General features: G+C 38.3%; 15 protein-coding genes. 9 read left to right on the top strand and 6 right to left on the bottom strand.

From position 1 onward, the window contains the following. Nucleotides 1–2 precede the first annotated feature (2 nt). Nucleotides 3–521: an HAD-IIIA family hydrolase gene (locus G6053_RS04295; RefSeq protein ID WP_108636107.1), complete on the bottom strand. Its 519-nt coding sequence runs from the start codon at nucleotides 519–521 to the stop codon at nucleotides 3–5. 588 nt (nucleotides 522–1109) lie between these two features. Here G6053_RS04295 and G6053_RS04290 point away from each other — a divergent pair. The 7 genes from G6053_RS04290 to G6053_RS04260 all read left to right on the top strand — a co-directional run bounded on the left by G6053_RS04290 (nucleotide 1110) and on the right by G6053_RS04260 (nucleotide 10383). Continuing rightward, nucleotides 1110–4541 (top strand): response regulator, encoded by a 3432-nt coding sequence (locus tag G6053_RS04290; RefSeq protein WP_165305650.1) that lies wholly within the window; start codon nucleotides 1110–1112, stop codon nucleotides 4539–4541. Continuing rightward, entirely contained in the window at nucleotides 4529–5368 is an 840-nt protein-coding gene (locus tag G6053_RS04285) for a protein-glutamate O-methyltransferase CheR (RefSeq protein ID WP_241254921.1), read from the top strand. Before G6053_RS04290 ends, G6053_RS04285 begins: the two co-directional genes overlap by 13 nt. A 6-nt stretch (nucleotides 5369–5374) precedes the next feature. Beyond that, the gene (locus G6053_RS04280; protein WP_108635940.1) at nucleotides 5375–5935 is read left to right on the top strand and encodes a chemotaxis protein CheB; all 561 of its coding nucleotides are present in this window, start codon (nucleotides 5375–5377) and stop codon (nucleotides 5933–5935) included. A 23-nt stretch (nucleotides 5936–5958) separates the two neighbouring features. Further along, nucleotides 5959–7560, top strand: coding sequence for a response regulator (locus tag G6053_RS04275; protein WP_165305649.1), 1602 nt, complete (start codon nucleotides 5959–5961; stop codon nucleotides 7558–7560). A 55-nt stretch (nucleotides 7561–7615) separates the two neighbouring features. Continuing rightward, nucleotides 7616–8149 carry a plastocyanin/azurin family copper-binding protein gene (locus tag G6053_RS04270; protein ID WP_104384943.1) on the top strand — a complete coding sequence of 178 codons (534 nt, stop codon included), beginning with the start codon at nucleotides 7616–7618 and terminating at the stop codon, nucleotides 8147–8149. Nucleotides 8150–8505: 356 nt separating this feature from the next. Beyond that, on the top strand, nucleotides 8506–9912 hold the full coding sequence (gene lpdA, locus G6053_RS04265; protein WP_108635942.1) for a dihydrolipoyl dehydrogenase: 1407 nt from the start codon (nucleotides 8506–8508) through the stop codon (nucleotides 9910–9912). A 66-nt stretch (nucleotides 9913–9978) separates the two neighbouring features. Beyond that, nucleotides 9979–10383 carry a hotdog domain-containing protein gene (locus G6053_RS04260; protein ID WP_108635943.1) on the top strand — a complete coding sequence of 135 codons (405 nt, stop codon included), beginning with the start codon at nucleotides 9979–9981 and terminating at the stop codon, nucleotides 10381–10383. A 165-nt stretch (nucleotides 10384–10548) separates the two neighbouring features. Here the strand turns inward: G6053_RS04260 and G6053_RS04255 are convergent, their stop codons facing one another. Continuing rightward, the gene (locus G6053_RS04255) at nucleotides 10549–10848 is read right to left on the bottom strand and encodes a DUF3817 domain-containing protein (RefSeq protein WP_165305648.1); all 300 of its coding nucleotides are present in this window, start codon (nucleotides 10846–10848) and stop codon (nucleotides 10549–10551) included. A 244-nt stretch (nucleotides 10849–11092) separates the two neighbouring features. On the opposite strand from G6053_RS04255, the gene lpdA (G6053_RS04250) reads away from it, so the two are divergent. Continuing rightward, nucleotides 11093–12481 (top strand): dihydrolipoyl dehydrogenase, encoded by a 1389-nt coding sequence (gene lpdA, locus G6053_RS04250; RefSeq protein ID WP_165305647.1) that lies wholly within the window; start codon nucleotides 11093–11095, stop codon nucleotides 12479–12481. A 75-nt stretch (nucleotides 12482–12556) separates the two neighbouring features. Here the strand turns inward: lpdA (G6053_RS04250) and G6053_RS04245 are convergent, their stop codons facing one another. The 4 genes from G6053_RS04245 to G6053_RS04230 form a co-directional block, all read right to left on the bottom strand. Beyond that, a complete protein-coding gene (locus G6053_RS04245; RefSeq protein ID WP_108636109.1) occupies nucleotides 12557–13561 on the bottom strand; it encodes a LacI family DNA-binding transcriptional regulator in 1005 nt (334 codons plus the stop codon). Between the two features lie 131 nt (nucleotides 13562–13692). Continuing rightward, complete coding sequence (locus G6053_RS04240; RefSeq protein ID WP_165305646.1) at nucleotides 13693–14223, bottom strand: HAD family hydrolase; 531 nt, start codon at nucleotides 14221–14223, stop codon at nucleotides 13693–13695. Between the two features lie 75 nt (nucleotides 14224–14298). Then, complete coding sequence (locus G6053_RS04235) at nucleotides 14299–14778, bottom strand: hypothetical protein (RefSeq protein ID WP_108635947.1); 480 nt, start codon at nucleotides 14776–14778, stop codon at nucleotides 14299–14301. A gap of 8 nt (nucleotides 14779–14786) precedes the next feature. Continuing rightward, a complete protein-coding gene (locus G6053_RS04230; RefSeq protein WP_206531966.1) occupies nucleotides 14787–15437 on the bottom strand; it encodes an ABC transporter ATP-binding protein in 651 nt (216 codons plus the stop codon). 172 nt (nucleotides 15438–15609) lie between these two features. On the opposite strand from G6053_RS04230, the gene sucC reads away from it, so the two are divergent. Continuing rightward, nucleotides 15610–16803 (top strand): ADP-forming succinate--CoA ligase subunit beta, encoded by a 1194-nt coding sequence (sucC, locus tag G6053_RS04225; protein WP_108635949.1) that lies wholly within the window; start codon nucleotides 15610–15612, stop codon nucleotides 16801–16803. Nucleotides 16804–16840 lie beyond the last annotated feature (37 nt).

Here is a 16840-nt window from a genome sequence, read left to right as displayed (position 1 = left end):
CGTCAAATACTTTTTATCGTTTCGTCCTCATACCAATTTCCCTGCACTTTAAGTACCTTTTCAATCAGTTCCCGTACAACCCCTTTTCCGCCATTGAAAGCCGAGATATAATGTGATATCTTCTTGATCTCTTCCACGGCATCTGCCGGCGACACGGCCAAACCAACAGATCGCATGCAACTAAAATCAGGGATATCATCACCAATATACATCAATTGATCAAGTCCCAGATGATAATCTTTAGCTAACGCTTGCAATTTCGAAAGCTTATCTACGACACGCGAGTGAATTTCTTTCACGCCCAATCCCTGTAAACGGCGCTCCACCCCTATGGAAGCCCCGCCAGTGATGATAAAGATCGGATAACCTTTTTTAATGGCCAATTGTATGGCATATCCATCTTTTATATTAAAAGTCCGCAGCTGCTCTCCAGCTTCATTCACCTGTACAGTTCCATCTGTCAATACCCCATCCACATCCAATACAAATCCTTTTATTGTTTTAAATTCAGTCAATACCATTGAAATATATTTTTGTAAAAATAAAGCATTTCCGCTAAATATACGATTCCCCTCCACCGCCCCTTGTTTTCTCAGTTTATGCCATAAAATTATTCAAATAAGCCAAAATATCATTTATATGTCACAACATAGTTGTATCAGCAACTTATTATAAAAAACATTTGGATGGAACCTGATATTTAGCGTATCTTTGTAGAAGATAATTAAAGGTTATCTGGCTATGAAAACACTAACAGTACTGTTCAAACAAACAATTTTGTTTAAAGCAGCATAAGATTAAAAAAACAATCAATTTAGTTTTTCATGGCAAAAAATACGGCAACTAATTAAGTTTAGCCGCCCTTAAAAAGTCTTTTCATAATTTAGGTTTATAATTGGTTAGTAACAAACCCTGGTGCCCATCATCAGGGTTTTGTTTTATTAGGACTTTTTATTCCCTGTATTTATTTGCTTTTTTGACTATTTTAGGAATAGCAAGTTTTTTTGTTATTTTACATATATCTTTTTTTCCCCAGGTAACATCAGGAAACTACCGACAGAAAAATGAACGATAGTTGGGCGATCAAAATTCATTAAACTCATTCTCGCATGGAGCAAAAAAACTATAGAAAGCAAATTACCATAGGAGTGATAATTTCTTTTTCGCTTATCTTTATTTCCGCCCTATACTTTTTTATTTCTCTGCATCATATCGTCGATAATGAGCGTAATATTGTCCGGATCGCTGAAAATAAATTTAATGTGATCAATGAAGTCCGATCAAACATTGATGAAGTGAACGATGTTAAACTTCATTACTTCATAAAGGAAGATCCGGACTTATTTATTCCTTATCGAAACGAACGAAAGCACATAGATGAATTATTGCGATCTATTGTTCGAGCAGATGAACTCTATCCAGTCTCCCCATTAGCCATTGAAACACTTCGTAAAGAAATTGCACTTTTCTATGATTTCGAAAAAGATATAACCTATGCCAAACTGAACAATGGTTCGCTGCCAGCCTATATCCATGAACAGAAAACAGCGATCTTAAATCAGATAGATATACTATCCGGAGATCTGCTTGATCAAAGGGCAAGTCGGCTGGAAAAATCTAGAAACAATCTTCAATTGGCGCAGAACATTACCTATCTTTTCATTGCAATCGGTTTAAGCGGTTTTTTCTATATTCTAGCAAAATTTTCCGGTATTTCAAAAGTTTTGAGAGCCACTGTCAAAGGACAAAGAGAATCCAATAGTCGTCTTCAGCATTTACAGGATCAAACCAATAATGATAACTGGATCTTGAATGCTATCAACCATATAGATGAACAGCTAAGGGGCGATTACAATGATAAAAAAATAGCCGAGATCAGCCTAAATGCGATTACCAGTACAACGAAAGCTCTGGGAGGGACAGTCTATATTTTTGATGATAATTACCGGGAATATCAATTATGTCATAAAATAGGAATCGCCGCGAAACAGGAGATTAAAAAAAGTTTTAAAGAAGATGACGGTATTCTGGGGGAAGTAACAAACAAACATAACGTAGTTAAAATCAAGGATATCGACCATAATCATCTCGTTTTAGAAACTTCTTTATCCAATAGAATAGAAACAGAAATCTACATTATTCCATTCACCTATGAAAATCACTGTGTTGGTCTGATGGAAATCTGTTGCCCGATCGTATCGGAAAAAGCGGAACGGTTACGATTCAATTTCCTTGATAAAGTAAAAGGCAACATCGCGATTATCCTCAAAGTTGCGCAGACCCATGGCAAACTTGCCGATCTCTATGAAGAACTTCAACAGCAAACGGAAGAACTTGAAGCTCAACAGGAAGAATTAAGAACCACAAACGAGGAATTGGTCCATAAGACTCATTTACTGGAAGCTTCCGAAGAAGAGCTCCGTGTACAACAGGAAGAACTTATCCAAACAAACAATGAGCTCGATGAGAAGGCGAAATTACTCTTCACCCAAAATGAAGATCTGGAAAAAGCAAGACAGGCCATTGCACAAAAAATTGAAGAAGTCGAATTATCAAGTAAGTACAAATCCGAATTCATGGCGAATATGAGTCATGAGCTACGGACTCCGCTGAATAGTATTCTTATACTTGCCAAATTGCTGCAGGACAACAAAAAGAAAAATCTGAATGACGATCAGATAAAATATGCTTCAGTGATCCACAGTGCAGGTACGGATTTACTCCACTTGATCAATGAGTTATTGGATTTAGCAAAAATAGAATCTGGAAAAGTGGAAGTCCAAAAGGAACGTATCAATACAAGCGATCTGGTCAATTACATAAAAGATTTCTTCCATGATACCGCAGAATCCAAGATGATCAAATTTAACGTTGAAATTGATAGCGATACACCACAAGAATTTATTGGTGATGAACATCGCATACAACAGGTGCTAAAAAATTTGTTGTCGAATGCGTTTAAATTTACGGGTGAAAACGGCACAGTATCACTCAAGATCAATATAGAAAATGAGAACATCTATTTTACGGTTAAGGATAATGGTATCGGTATCGCTCCGGAAAAGCAAGAGCTCATCTTTGATGCATTTAAACAGGAGGACGGATCCACAAGCCGCAAATATGGTGGCACAGGACTAGGCCTGTCCATATGTCGTGAGATTGCAAGTCTATTGAAGGGAAGAATCACCCTAAACAGCAAAGTTGGTGATGGCAGTACCTTTATTTTCAGTGTACCACTGGAGAAAGAAGCTGCAATTGAAAACATTCCGGAAATACCGGTTATTGAACAAAATAGCGTACCATCCTATCCACAATTAGAAAATATAACCCTCGAAAAAAATCGTCCTATTGAAAATAGTAACAGAAACAATAAATTACTGATCATCGAAGACGACTTTATTTTTGCAGATATACTAAAAGATTATGCGATCCAAAATGGTTATGACGCCTATATCAGCTATGACGGACAAGATGGCCTTCATAAAGCGCAGAACTTAATCCCTGCTGCCATCATACTAGATATCATGCTGCCAAAAATGGACGGTTGGGAAGTGCTACGTAATCTCAAAAAAACAGATTCAACGAAGAATATCCCTGTACACATGATGTCAGCGGGAACTTTCCTGCATGATGAACCGATATCTGCGGGCGCTATCGGATTTATGTCCAAACCAGTTTCTGAAAAATCACTAGCGGAGACTTTTCTAAAAATTAAAGCGTCAACAAGCCATCCTATTCAGAAAATTCTATTGGTGGAAGATCAGGAAATTCAAAGTGATTTTATCAAGCAATCTCTCGAAGAACAAAATATTCAGATATTTCAGGCCTTCAACGCGCAACAGGCGCTCGATCTGCTGGACCAGGAAAAAGTATTTGACTGCATCATTATGGATCTAAATTTACCGGATAAATCTGGTATTGAACTGCTCAATGAGATCAAATCAAACAGCCAGTTTAAAGATTTACCGATTATTATCAACACTGCTATGGAGCTAAGTCCTGAACAAACATCCGAGATCTTGCACCATAGTCAAGCCATGGTGTTAAAATCAGCCAAATCCAATAATAGATTGATCGATGAAGTCAATTTATTCTTAAATAAAATCCGGAGCAGCAAAACGGAATACCTCGCATTTAACAATAGTGCTTCGGTGCTCGTGGAAAATAATTTGGCTGCTAAGACCATCTTGCTGGCAGACGATGATATGCGCAATATTTTTGCACTAAGTACAGCTTTCGAAAGCTATGACATGAAAATCGAGATTGCAAATAATGGTCAGGAAGCACTGGATATTCTAGCACGCAACGAGGATATTGATCTTGTTTTAATGGACATTATGATGCCTGTCATGGACGGATATGAAGCGATCGAAAAAATAAGGTCAAACAAGAAATTTTCAAATCTCCCTATTATCGCCGTGACAGCAAAGGCAATGAAAGGTGACCGAGAAAAGACAATTGCTGTAGGAGCAAACGATTATATTAGCAAACCCGTTGATGTGGATAAATTAATATCCTTAATGCGTGTATGGTTGAGTTAACTACTAAAGTAGCGGTAATGATCACTTTTGAAGAGTTGGAGGAAATTATTGATATTGTCAAAAATCTTCACGGTTATGATGTGTCCGGATATACGAGAGCATCCCTCAAGCGGCGTGTCACCAGAATTATGGAGCTAAACAAACTGGACCTGGTCGAATTAAAATCCAAACTAATTAACCAGCCAGGATTTAACACTCATTTTTTACAGGAAATTACAGTCAATGTGACTGAAATGTTCAGAGATCCGGAATTTTACAAAGCATTAAAAAACGATGTATTTCCTTATCTGGCCACTTACCCCCATATTAAGCTGTGGAGTGCCGGTTGTTCCACGGGTGAAGAAGTCTACTCTTTGGCCATTTTACTACAAGAAGCAGCGCTTTATCAACGTTCCTTTATCTATGGAACTGATATTAATAATAAAGTGTTGGAGAAAGCCAAACGAGGCATTTATTCGTTGGCAAAAGTGAAGGAATATTCTGAAAACTTTATTAAAACGGATCCCAAAAGTTCTTTATCCGAATATTATACAGCTATGTACAATGCGGCCACGATAAATAATAGCCTAAAAAAAAATGTGCTTTTTTCGCAGCATAGCTTGGTGTCCGATCGAGAATTTAATGAATTTCAATTGATCACATGCCGTAATGTATTGATTTATTTTGACACAAACCTCCAGGAAATGGTATTGGATTTATTTTATAATTCACTTTGCCACCTTGGCTTTTTATGTCTAGGTTCAAAAGAATCATTAATTAACTATAAAAATGCAGCAAAATTCAAGGTTGTAAATAAAAAACACAACATTTATCAAAAAATCGGTTAGGTCAAGATGGAACGTAAAATTCTTTTATTAGCGGGTTCCGCTGGCGGGTTTAGTGTTATTTTAAACATCCTGAAGGCATTGGAACGTCCGGTTCAGATACCCATCATCGTCGTTGTTCACCGCAATCCCAAATACGCATCAAGTATAGAAGATACCCTTTCGAAAGCCTTATTACAAAAAATAAAAACGGCTGACGATAAAGAGAGTATCGCGGACGGAACAATCTATTTTGCTCCCGCAGGCTATCATTTACTTATTGAGCCGGATTATAGCTTTTCATTGGATATCTCAGAACCGGTTCAATATTCAAGACCATCTATAGATGTGACCTTTGAGTCGGCTGCCGAAATCTATAAACAAAATTGTACTGCAATTTTGTTTTCCGGGGCCAACCAAGATGGCGCACAAGGATTGTTAATGATAAAAAAGTACGGCGGAAAAACCTATGTTCAGAACCCGCTTGAGGCAGAAGTTCCGATAATGCCTCAGGCTGCAATAGACCTTAATGCGCAAGATAAGATCTTGAGTATAGCCGAAATAAAAGATTACATTATGCAATTAACCTAAGGTTGTATTTTTGATTTGATATAATGAAGAAGATTAATATATTGATCGTCGATGATAAAATTGAGAATATTATCAGTCTCACAGCATTGCTGGAGGATATCGAATGTGTAAATATAATTAGTAGTACAGATCCCAATGAAGCGTTAAAAATCTGTTGGAAAGAAGAAATTGATCTCGCTCTGGTTGATGTACAGATGCCCGAAATCAATGGATTCGAATTCGTCACCTTCCTGAAGAAAAACCCAAAGACGAATCACATCATCCCGATTATGGTAACTGCGATTTCCAAGGAGGACAAGTACCTCATTCAGGGACTTAACAGTGGCGCTGTAGACTATCTATATAAACCGCTCAATCCAGAAGCTACCATCGCAAAAGTCAAATCTTTTGTTCAGCAGCTGTTGATACAACAGGAAATTAAAGAAAAAAACATTGCGTTGGAGGAGTCTAAACAAGCTATTCTTAAAGCAAAAGAAGAAGCTGAACTCGCCAGAAAGTCAAAAGAAACGTTCTTAGCCAATATGAGTCACGAGATTCGGACTCCTATCAACGGCATTATGGGAATCACCCAAATGCTAAAAAATTCACAGCTTACCGTTGAACAGGAAAACTGGATCTATAAACTCGATTCGGCCTCTCAAAACTTACTTACGATCATTAATGACATTTTAGACCTCTCCAAAGTCGATTCGGGCATGATGAAGCTGAATATGGAATCCACTTCGGTGCATGATATTACCGATGATTTGAACAATCTGTTTATCGATAAGGCGAACTATAAAGGTTTGAATTTTAATATCGAGGTGGACGAGCGGATAAACAGTTATTTTTTAACGGATCCGCTTCGCTTAAAACAGATTCTAACGAACTTCATCTCCAATAGTTTCAAATTTACCTCTGCAGGCTCGGTCATTTTAAAAATCCAGCTTCTAACGGAGAGTAATCAGCAAATTGGTTTACAGTTTCAGGTCATCGACACTGGTATCGGTATCGCAGAAGATGCATTGGAAAAAATATTCATCGCATTTGAGCAAGGAGAAGACAGCATTACAAAAAAATTTGGCGGAACGGGCTTGGGCTTAGCAATTGTAAAACGTATCGCTGCCCTTCTCAATGGAAAGGTTTTCGCATCAAGTGAATATGGCAAAGGAAGCACATTTTCTTTTGAATGCGATTTTGACAAAATAGAAGATAAACCTAAAGAAAAAGAAACACAAGTGCTTTATACCGAGTTACCAAAATTTAATTCACCGATGATCCTGATTGCCGAAGACAATGAATTAAATAGCTTTATGTTAGCAAATATCCTCAAGAGCTGGAATTGCGAGATCACCTTGGCGACAAATGGACAGCTTGCCCTCGAGGAAATAAACAGAAAAAGAATAGACCTGGTATTTATGGACGCACACATGCCACTCATGAGTGGTTTTGAAGCGATCAAAGAAATACGTCGCCATAGGAATCCAGCCATTGCGAATATGCCCATTATCTCGATTTCTGCTTCAGTTTTAAAAGCAGAACAGCAAGAAGCTTTGGATGCAGGAGCCAATGAAGTGGTTGGAAAACCATTTGATCCTATCAATTTATACAAAACAATTGAAGCTTTATTGTCAAAATTGAAATGATTGTTTCGATTTACCGATGAAATCATTAATTTTAAAGAATTAACAAAACATAATAATGAAAAAACTTTTTATGATACCAGCAGTTGCAGTTGCCTTGTCAATTGCATCTTGTGGCGGAAACAGTGAGAAGTCTGGCAAATCAGCTAGTACAGAATCGACAACTTCAACAGAAAACCAAGCAACAGAAACAGTACCTGGAATTGAAAACGTAGCTATTTCCAACAGCTTATCTTTAGAAGGTAATGATCAGATGAAATTTGACAAGGATTTATTCCGTGTGAAAGCTGGTGAACCTGTAGAATTATCTTTCAAAAATGCAGGTACCATGCCAAAAGAATCTATGGGACATAATGTTGTCATCCTTAAACCGGGTGTAGATCTTCCAACTTTCGGAGCTGAGGCGGCAGCAGCCGCAGCTGATGAGTATATTCCAAAATCAGCATTGTCTTCCATCGTTTCCCACACGAAATTATTAGGTCCGGGTGAAACAGATAAAATTACATTTACACTTGAAAAAGGAGTCTATCCTTTCATCTGTAGTTTCCCTGGTCACTACGGAGTAATGCAAGGAAAAATCGTTGCAGAATAATATAAAAACAAAAAAGGGTATCTAGATATAGGTATCCTTTTTTTTGTTAAGGTATTATTTTTCGTTAAAATGATCACAAGTTGCTGCCCCTTGATCCCTTTCGCTGATTCAGTTGAATCATCATCTACAACCTCGCACCACGCCGATGCCTGCTCCTATTAATGAGCAGCTTGTTTACAAAATAACTTTTATCGCATACAGATTTAACGAAATAAGACTATTTTTTTGGTTGTACACGCCTATCCATTTATCAAAAAAATGTAAAGTAAGTCTATTCGCCTACAAATCGTAAGTTTTGATTTCCTATCCCATTAATAATCATTAAATTTGTACTACTAAAAATTAAAACGTAATCAATGCAATACGACGTAATTGTAATCGGAAGTGGTCCAGGCGGATATGTAGGAGCTATCCGTTGTGCCCAATTAGGATTAAAAACAGCTGTTATTGAAAAATATAGCACATTTGGTGGTACTTGTCTTAACGTTGGATGTATTCCTTCAAAAGCGCTTTTAGATTCATCGGAGCATTACCACAATGCTGCCCATAATTTTGACGCATTTGGCATCAGTTTAAAAGACCTAAAGGTGGATATGGCAAAGATGATTGCTCGTAAAGACGATGTCATTGCTCAAAATACTGCCGGTATCACTTTCTTATTCAAGAAAAATAAAATTGACAGTTTCCAGGGTGTGGGTTCATTTGTGGACAAAAACACCATTAAAATAACAAAAGCAGATGGTTCTACGGAACAAGTTACAGCAAAAAATGTAATTATTGCCACAGGTTCAAAACCGACTTCTCTACCGTTCTTGCCGGTTGACAAAAAAAGAATTATCACTTCCACGGAAGCGCTTAACCTAAAAGAGATCCCTAAACATCTTATCGTCATCGGTGGTGGTGTCATTGGTTTAGAATTAGGTTCGGTATATGCCCGTTTAGGTTCAAAAGTTTCTGTCGTTGAATTTGCGAAGTCCATCATTGGTACAATGGATGGTGGCTTAGGTAAAGAATTGCAACGTGTTTTGAAAAAATCATTGGGCATGGAATTCTACTTGGGTCACAAAGTCACAGGGGCAACAGCAAAAGGGAAAACCGTAAAAGTAACAGCTGAAGATCCAAAAGGACAAGAAATCACATTGGACGGCGATTATTGTATTGTTGCAGTTGGACGTACCGCTTATTCTGAAGGTCTAGGCTTAGAAAATATCGGCATTACATTGGAAGAAAGAGGCAAGAAAATCCCTGTGAACGATCACTTAGAGACTTCTGTACAAGGTGTATTTGCGATTGGCGATGTGATCACTGGCGCTATGTTGGCACACAAAGCCGAAGATGAGGGGGTATATGTCGCTGAATATATTGCGGGACAAAAACCACACATCGATTACAATTTAATTCCCGGTGTTGTGTACACCTGGCCTGAAGTGGCTTCAGTTGGAAAAACGGAAGAACAACTGAAAGAAGCCGGCGTGAAATATAAAGCTGGATCTTTCTCCTTCAAAGCTTCTGGCCGTGCAAAAGCCTCGGGTGATACAGATGGTTTTGTCAAAGTATTGGCTGATGCAACAACAGACGAAGTATTAGGCGTACATATGATCGGTCCACGTGCAGCAGACATGATCGGCGAAGCTACAGTAGCCATGGAATACCGTGCTTCTGCAGAAGATATCGCACGGATCTGTCATGCTCACCCAACCTACACCGAAGCTCTTAAAGAAGCTGCATTAGCAGCAACCGCAAATAGAGCAATACACGCTTAAGCGTTAATAGCATAAACCAAAGGGGAAAAGGAAACTTTTCCCCTTTGTCATAACTACCTATATAAAATGAATTTTTACACAAGAAAATGGGTCAAACCCGAAGATCTTAATCCGAACGGAACATTATTCGGCGGAACACTTTTGCGCTGGATAGATGAAGAAGCTGTCATTTATGCGATTGTACAATTGGGCAATCCAAAGGTCGTTACCAAATTTATATCTGAAATCAATTTTGTAAATTCTGCCAAACAGGGAGATATTTTAGAGTTAGGTATAGAGGCGACTAATTTTGGAAGAACATCATTGACAATGCGTTGTGAAGTCCGAAATAAAATCTCAAAGAAAACAATCCTATCCATCGACAAACTGGTATTTGTCAATTTAGATGAGGATGGAAACCCCGTCCCACATGGAAAAGATAGCATTACCTACGCTTATATGGGAATCGAGAAAACAGGAAGAGATGATTAACCATCTCGCCTGTTCCTATTGTATTGAAGTATATTTTTTATAAACCGCTACCCGCAAATTTATGCGCAAAAATTATCGGGCACTATTGCTTTATGCTTAACTTAAACCTAGCCCTAAGCTTAACGGCTTTTAAGATCTCAATATTAATATCTCAAACCCAAATGATTAAGATTTCTGTCTTTTTCCTTCGATTTCCTTCTTTAAATCCAATTCTACCCAAAATCCAAGGATGGGAACCAAGGAGGCCAAAAAGTACTTAATCGCTTTCAGAATGGGCCATTTATATTCGATGGTAGACATGATGAGCATCACGACAAATATAACGACAAAAAAGCCATGAATGGATCCAGCAATCTTCACTGCCTCGGGTATTCCGGCAAAATATTTCAGGGGCATTGCAATAAAAAACAAGCAGATCGTGGAAACAGCCTCCCACAGCGCAATTTGTCTAAATATTCTTAACATAATGATAAACTGTGTATTGTGAACATCAAAAATAACACTCTAAACACGGTTACTCCATTATTTTTCGTCCTTTTACCGACACGTGACATTAGGCTGTACACAATGACATTGTTTTATCAAAAACCGCCAATTTTACAATAAATAGTTCATATTCATCAGAAAAAATATGTACTTTTGAATGAATATAAGGTTCAGTACCTTGGTATTTGAAGCTATAACACTCAACTACAGAATATTTATTTATATGAATTACGACATCATTGTAATCGGTAGTGGTCCAGGCGGGTATGTTGCTGCCATTAGAGCCGCTCAGTTAGGGTTCAAAACAGCGATTATTGAACGCGAATCATTAGGCGGAATTTGTCTAAACTGGGGCTGTATCCCTACAAAAGCATTATTGAAAAGTGCTCAAGTATTTGAATATTTAAACCATGCCGCAGATTACGGCATCAATGTTCAAGGTGGTGAGGCTGATTTCGAAGCTATCGTCAAAAGAAGCCGCGGAGTAGCTGAAGGAATGAGTAAAGGTATTCAGTTCTTGATGAAAAAGAATAAAATTGATGTCATCAACGGAACTGCAAAAATTAAAAAAGGCGGTAAGATCGACGTAAAAGGCGCAGACGGTTCGACAAAAGAATATGCAGCAAAACACACCATCCTGGCCACAGGAGCACGTTCACGTGAACTACCTAACTTACCACAAGATGGTAAAAAGATCTTAGGCTACCGCCAGGCAATGACATTACCTAAACAACCAAAATCTTTAGTTGTTGTTGGTTCTGGTGCTATCGGTGTTGAATTTGCTTATTTCTATAATGCAATTGGAACAAAAGTGACTATCGTTGAATTTATGGATAGAATCGTTCCAGTTGAAGATGAAGAAATCTCAAAACAATTAGAAAAAAGCTTAAAGAAACAAGGCATTAATATCCTTACTAAATCAGAGGTGCAATCCGTTGACACATCCGGCGAATTGAGCAAAGTTTCCATTAAAACGGAAAAAGGTATTGAAGTCATCGAAGCGGAAGTTGTACTATCTGCGGTAGGTATTGCTCCTAATATCGAAAACATCGGTTTAGAAGAGGTTGGTGTAAAAACTGATCGTGGCCGTGTTGTGGTAGACGATTTCTACAAAACAAATATTGAAGGTGTATACGCTATCGGTGATATCGTTAAAGGCCAGGCCTTAGCTCACGTTGCTTCAGCAGAGGGTATTACCTGTGTCGAAAAAATCAAAGGTCTTCATGTAGAACCTATTGATTATAACAATATCCCGGGATGTACTTATTGTTCTCCAGAGATTGCTTCGGTTGGTTATACTGAAAAAGCCGCAAAAGAAGCTGGCTATGAAGTTAAAGTAGGTAAATTCCCATTCTCAGCTTCAGGAAAAGCTTCTGCAGCTGGCGCAAAAGACGGTTTCGTCAAAGTTATCTTTGATGCAAAATACGGTGAATTCCTAGGTGCACACCTGATCGGATCTAATGTTACTGAAATGATCGCAGAAGTTGTTGTTGCCCGTAAATTGGAAACAACAGGACATGAAATGATCAAAACAATCCATCCGCACCCAACAATGAGTGAAGCTATTATGGAAGCATGTGCCGATGCATACGGTGAAGTGATCCATCTATAGTCGCATATAATATAAAAAAGAGGGGAAAATCGAATGATTTTCCCCTCTTTTTTATATTGTTCATTTCAACAAAAACTACATCACCAATCTCGACTTAAAAACAATTTGCTGATCTGCCACATCTGAATTCTCAATTCGCTCAAATAGAATTTCCGCCGCCTTACGTGCCTGCATACCCGGAAACTGCTCAATACGTCCCATTGGAGGGTTTTCCATATACTGCCACAGTGGATAATTGGCATAACTAATGAAAAAGATATCTTGATTTAGGACCAATCCCTTATTGCGCGCTGCTTTCATCAGATCCAGTGTAACAAAGTCATTGAAAGAAATAATCGCCGAAGGCCGTTCAGGCATCGCAAATATACAATCCATGGCTTTTTCATTCCCCTCTGTGCTCAGGTCTGTTTCGATAATATTCTTTTCCAGAATATCCATTCCATTTCGCTTCATTGCAGACAAATACGCTACTTTTCGGTCCTCACTGGCAGGTAATGTCTTTGGTCCATTAACTAAAGCAATTACTTTGTGCCCGCGTGCCACAAACGCATCTACAGCCTCATTCATGCCGGTCGACAGATCACTTTGAACTTTATTGATATTTGGCAAACTAGGAACACAATCAAAAAAGACAACCGGTATTCCAGATGACTCCAGTTTTTCGATAAATTCCAAATTTGTCGTCTTCTTCCCGATCGACATTAATATACCATCTACACGATGATTTTTAAATGTTTTTAAAATCTGTTCTTCCCGATCTGGATCATCCAATGATTGCCCCATCAGAACAGTATACCGTTGAGCCGAAGCAACATTTTCTATTTCGCTGATCGCGAAGGAAAAAAATGGTTCCGATAAACTAGGCAGGATAACAGCGATGGTAAATGTCTTGCGTTGTTTAAAGAAAATAGCTGTCTGATTGGGTTCATAGTTCAATTCTTCGGCCATTTTTTTGACACGCATTGTCGTAACCAATCCAATACTTGGATGATCATTCAATGCTCTCGAAACCGTGGAAGGACTGATTTTCAGCTTCTTGGCAATTTCCTTAATCGTGGCAGGCTTGTTCACTTTATTCATAAATCCAAGGGCTTTATATAAAAATAGGGCTTTTATATCCCTAATCATAATTTTTTTTCAACAATGTTTTTCAATATTCTTCTATCTTCAAAACTTTGTTGGTAGATAATACAAAGATAATCACTACAAACTTAGTCCACAAATTGAATTGCGGAACTATCTACCTCAAATTCCTGGGCTAAGAATGACATGGGATCTATCTTCCGAAATACAAGCTCATCCTCAAAATAAATTTTTATCCGATCGCTGAACACTCCCCAATCCACAAATCTCACTTTGTTCAGTTGTTCCAGTGGATTTCCCTTCGTCAGAATACATATTATTTTACCAGCAGCACTCAATTGAGAAAATAATGTGGTGATATGATCAAAAAGATGCAGCTTTAACGGTAATACGGCATTTACATGCAATCGTTCAAAATTTTCCTTATACTTCATGTCAAATCCAAATGTTGCTTGCGCATGTTCAAATAAGGATTCTTCCCCTTGGTTTTCCAAATGGTTTTTCATGAAATTAACCAGATCGCCTTGGGACGGAAATGTCTCCGTGAATTCAATAAAATTAGCAAATAGATAGTAAACTTGGAGCAAGTAATCTTTTTTTGGAAAAATAACATCATCCAATTCAAAAACATAGACTTTCTTTTCTTCTGGAAACAGCATCACTAATAAACCTTTAAATTAAAAACACGTCGCACAAGTCAGGTTCAGCATGAGGCGAACAATAGTACAATTGCTTTATTTCGATACGCAGACTAGTGCAAAATCTTCCTCAGAATCCGATCTGACCAATAGTCCATCCAGGGTATTTTCAGCCACATCGTCTCCCAATAAATTATCGCCTTTGGAAAGCAAAACATAAGGAAGGTCAACAGGAGGATTTTCAATGATAGGAAAAGCATCAAGAATATCTTTATCCGGAACGAGCACAGCGATCTGATACTCGTCAAATAACACTTTGGCTTCGGCCAATGGTTCAAGCTCGAAACCACCTAAAGGCAGCACATAATCCACTTGCTGGTCTAGGCTCAATTTGAGTACCTCGTGTGCAAAGGTAGGTAGCAATCCTTTGGGAATTGACACATAATTCCCCGATTTTAAGAGTAATTCCGGAATCTCTTCCGAACTCGCGTACAAAACTTCAAATTTTCCTGCAAGCTTTTTGGCAATACGCATCGCCAGTGGTCTGGTTCCGAAAGTTATTAATATTTTCTTCATCAAAATAATTATACTACCAACCCATCCCGCATATGAATTGTCCGGTCTGAAATGCGGGCCAATTCTTCATTATGGGTTACAATGATAAATGTTTGTTGAAATTTAGTTCTAAGGTCAAAAAACAGCTGATGTAAGGCTGCTGCATTTTCTGAATCTAAGTTACCGGATGGCTCATCTGCCAAAATGATAGAAGGATCATTCATTAGGGCTCGGGCGACAGACACACGTTGTTGTTCCCCCCCGGACATCTCAGCAGGCTTATGGTCAATGCGATGAGAAACTCCAAGTAATTCCAATAATTCTTTTGCTTTCTTCTCCGCTTCGGCCCGCCCCTGCCCATGGATAAATGCAGGGATACATACGTTTTCCAATGCCGTAAATTCAGGCAACAAGTGATGGAACTGAAAAACAAAACCGATATGTTCATTACGAAATGCACTCAGCTTTTTGGCATTCAGTTTATGGATATCAACACCATTAATAAATATCGCACCTTGATCAGGTTTGTCCAATGTTCCGATAATATGTAAAAGTGTACTCTTACCTGCTCCTGAAGCTCCGACAATACTCACGATTTCACCTTTTTCCACGCTTATGTCAACGCCTTTCAAGATGGGCAATGCCCCATAAGCTTTGTGAATTCCTTTGGCTTGTAACATCATAGGGCAAAGATAAATAAATTTACGATATCACGCCTTTGAATAAATAAGCAGTTATTTCTCTATTTCAGCCATTTTATTTTTCACAAATGTCAAAAAATAGATAAAAGAGCAATTTATCCCTTGTCTTATCCCTTAAAAAAACATATTTTTACGCCAAATATTTTTGCAAATGAACATTCACGAATATCAAGGAAAACAAATACTAAAGAGCTTTGGTGTGCGCGTACAGGAAGGTATCGTAGCAGATACTCCAGAGCAAGCTGTGGAAGCGGCTAAAAAAATGAAAGAAGACTACAATTCCGACTGGGTTGTTGTCAAAGCTCAAATTCACGCTGGTGGCCGTGGTAAAGGTGGTGGTGTCAAGTTAGCTAAGAACTTAGATGAAGTCAAACAAAGAGCGACTGACATCATTGGTATGCAATTAGTAACGCCTCAAACTGGACCTGAAGGTAAAAAAGTAAACAAAGTTTTGATCGCTCAAGACGTTTACTATCCAGGTGAAAGCGAAACAAAAGAATTCTACATGTCTGTCTTATTGGACCGTGCTACAGGACGTAACATCGTTATGTACTCTACAGAAGGTGGTATGGACATTGAAGAAGTCGCAGAAAAAACACCGCACTTGATTTTCAAAGAAGAAATCGATCCAAAAGTAGGTTTACAAGGATTCCAAGCACGTAAAATTGCTTTCAATCTAGGTCTTTCTGGTGCTGCGCACAAAGAAATGGTAAAATTTGTTGCTGCACTTTACAAAGCATATGATTCTACGGATTCTTCCATGTTCGAGATCAATCCAGTATTAAAAACTTCTGATGACAAGATTTTAGCCGTTGATGCTAAAGTAAATCTTGATGAGAACGCTTTATACCGTCATCCAGATTACGCTGCTATGCGCGATGTAACCGAAGAAGATCCTACAGAAGTTGAAGCTGGCGAATCAAACCTTAACTATGTTAAACTAGATGGTAACGTAGGTTGTATGGTGAACGGTGCCGGTCTTGCAATGGCAACAATGGACATCATCAAATTAGCTGGTGGTGAACCTGCAAACTTTTTAGATGTTGGTGGTACGGCAAATGCTGAAACGGTAAAAGCTGGTTTCAATATCATTTTGAAAGATCCGAATGTAAAAGCTATCTTAATCAATATCTTTGGTGGTATCGTTCGTTGTGACCGTGTTGCACAAGGGGTAATTGATGCTTACAGTGAAATTGGTAATATTCCTGTTCCTATCATCGTACGTCTTCAAGGTACAAATGCCGAAGAAGCGAAAAAATTAATCGATGAGTCAGGTCTGCAAGTTTATTCTGCAATCTTATTGAAAGAAGCTGCTGAATTAGTAACCAAAGTATTGAAAGGATAATTCTTTCGATCATCATAAAGCTTAAAAGCGGATCAAC

Source organism: Sphingobacterium sp. DR205 (assembly GCF_011064245.1).
Classification (GTDB): domain Bacteria; phylum Bacteroidota; class Bacteroidia; order Sphingobacteriales; family Sphingobacteriaceae; genus Sphingobacterium; species Sphingobacterium athyrii.
The sequence above is the reverse complement of the archived record's forward strand: the minus strand, read 5'-3'. Positions and strand labels throughout refer to the sequence as shown.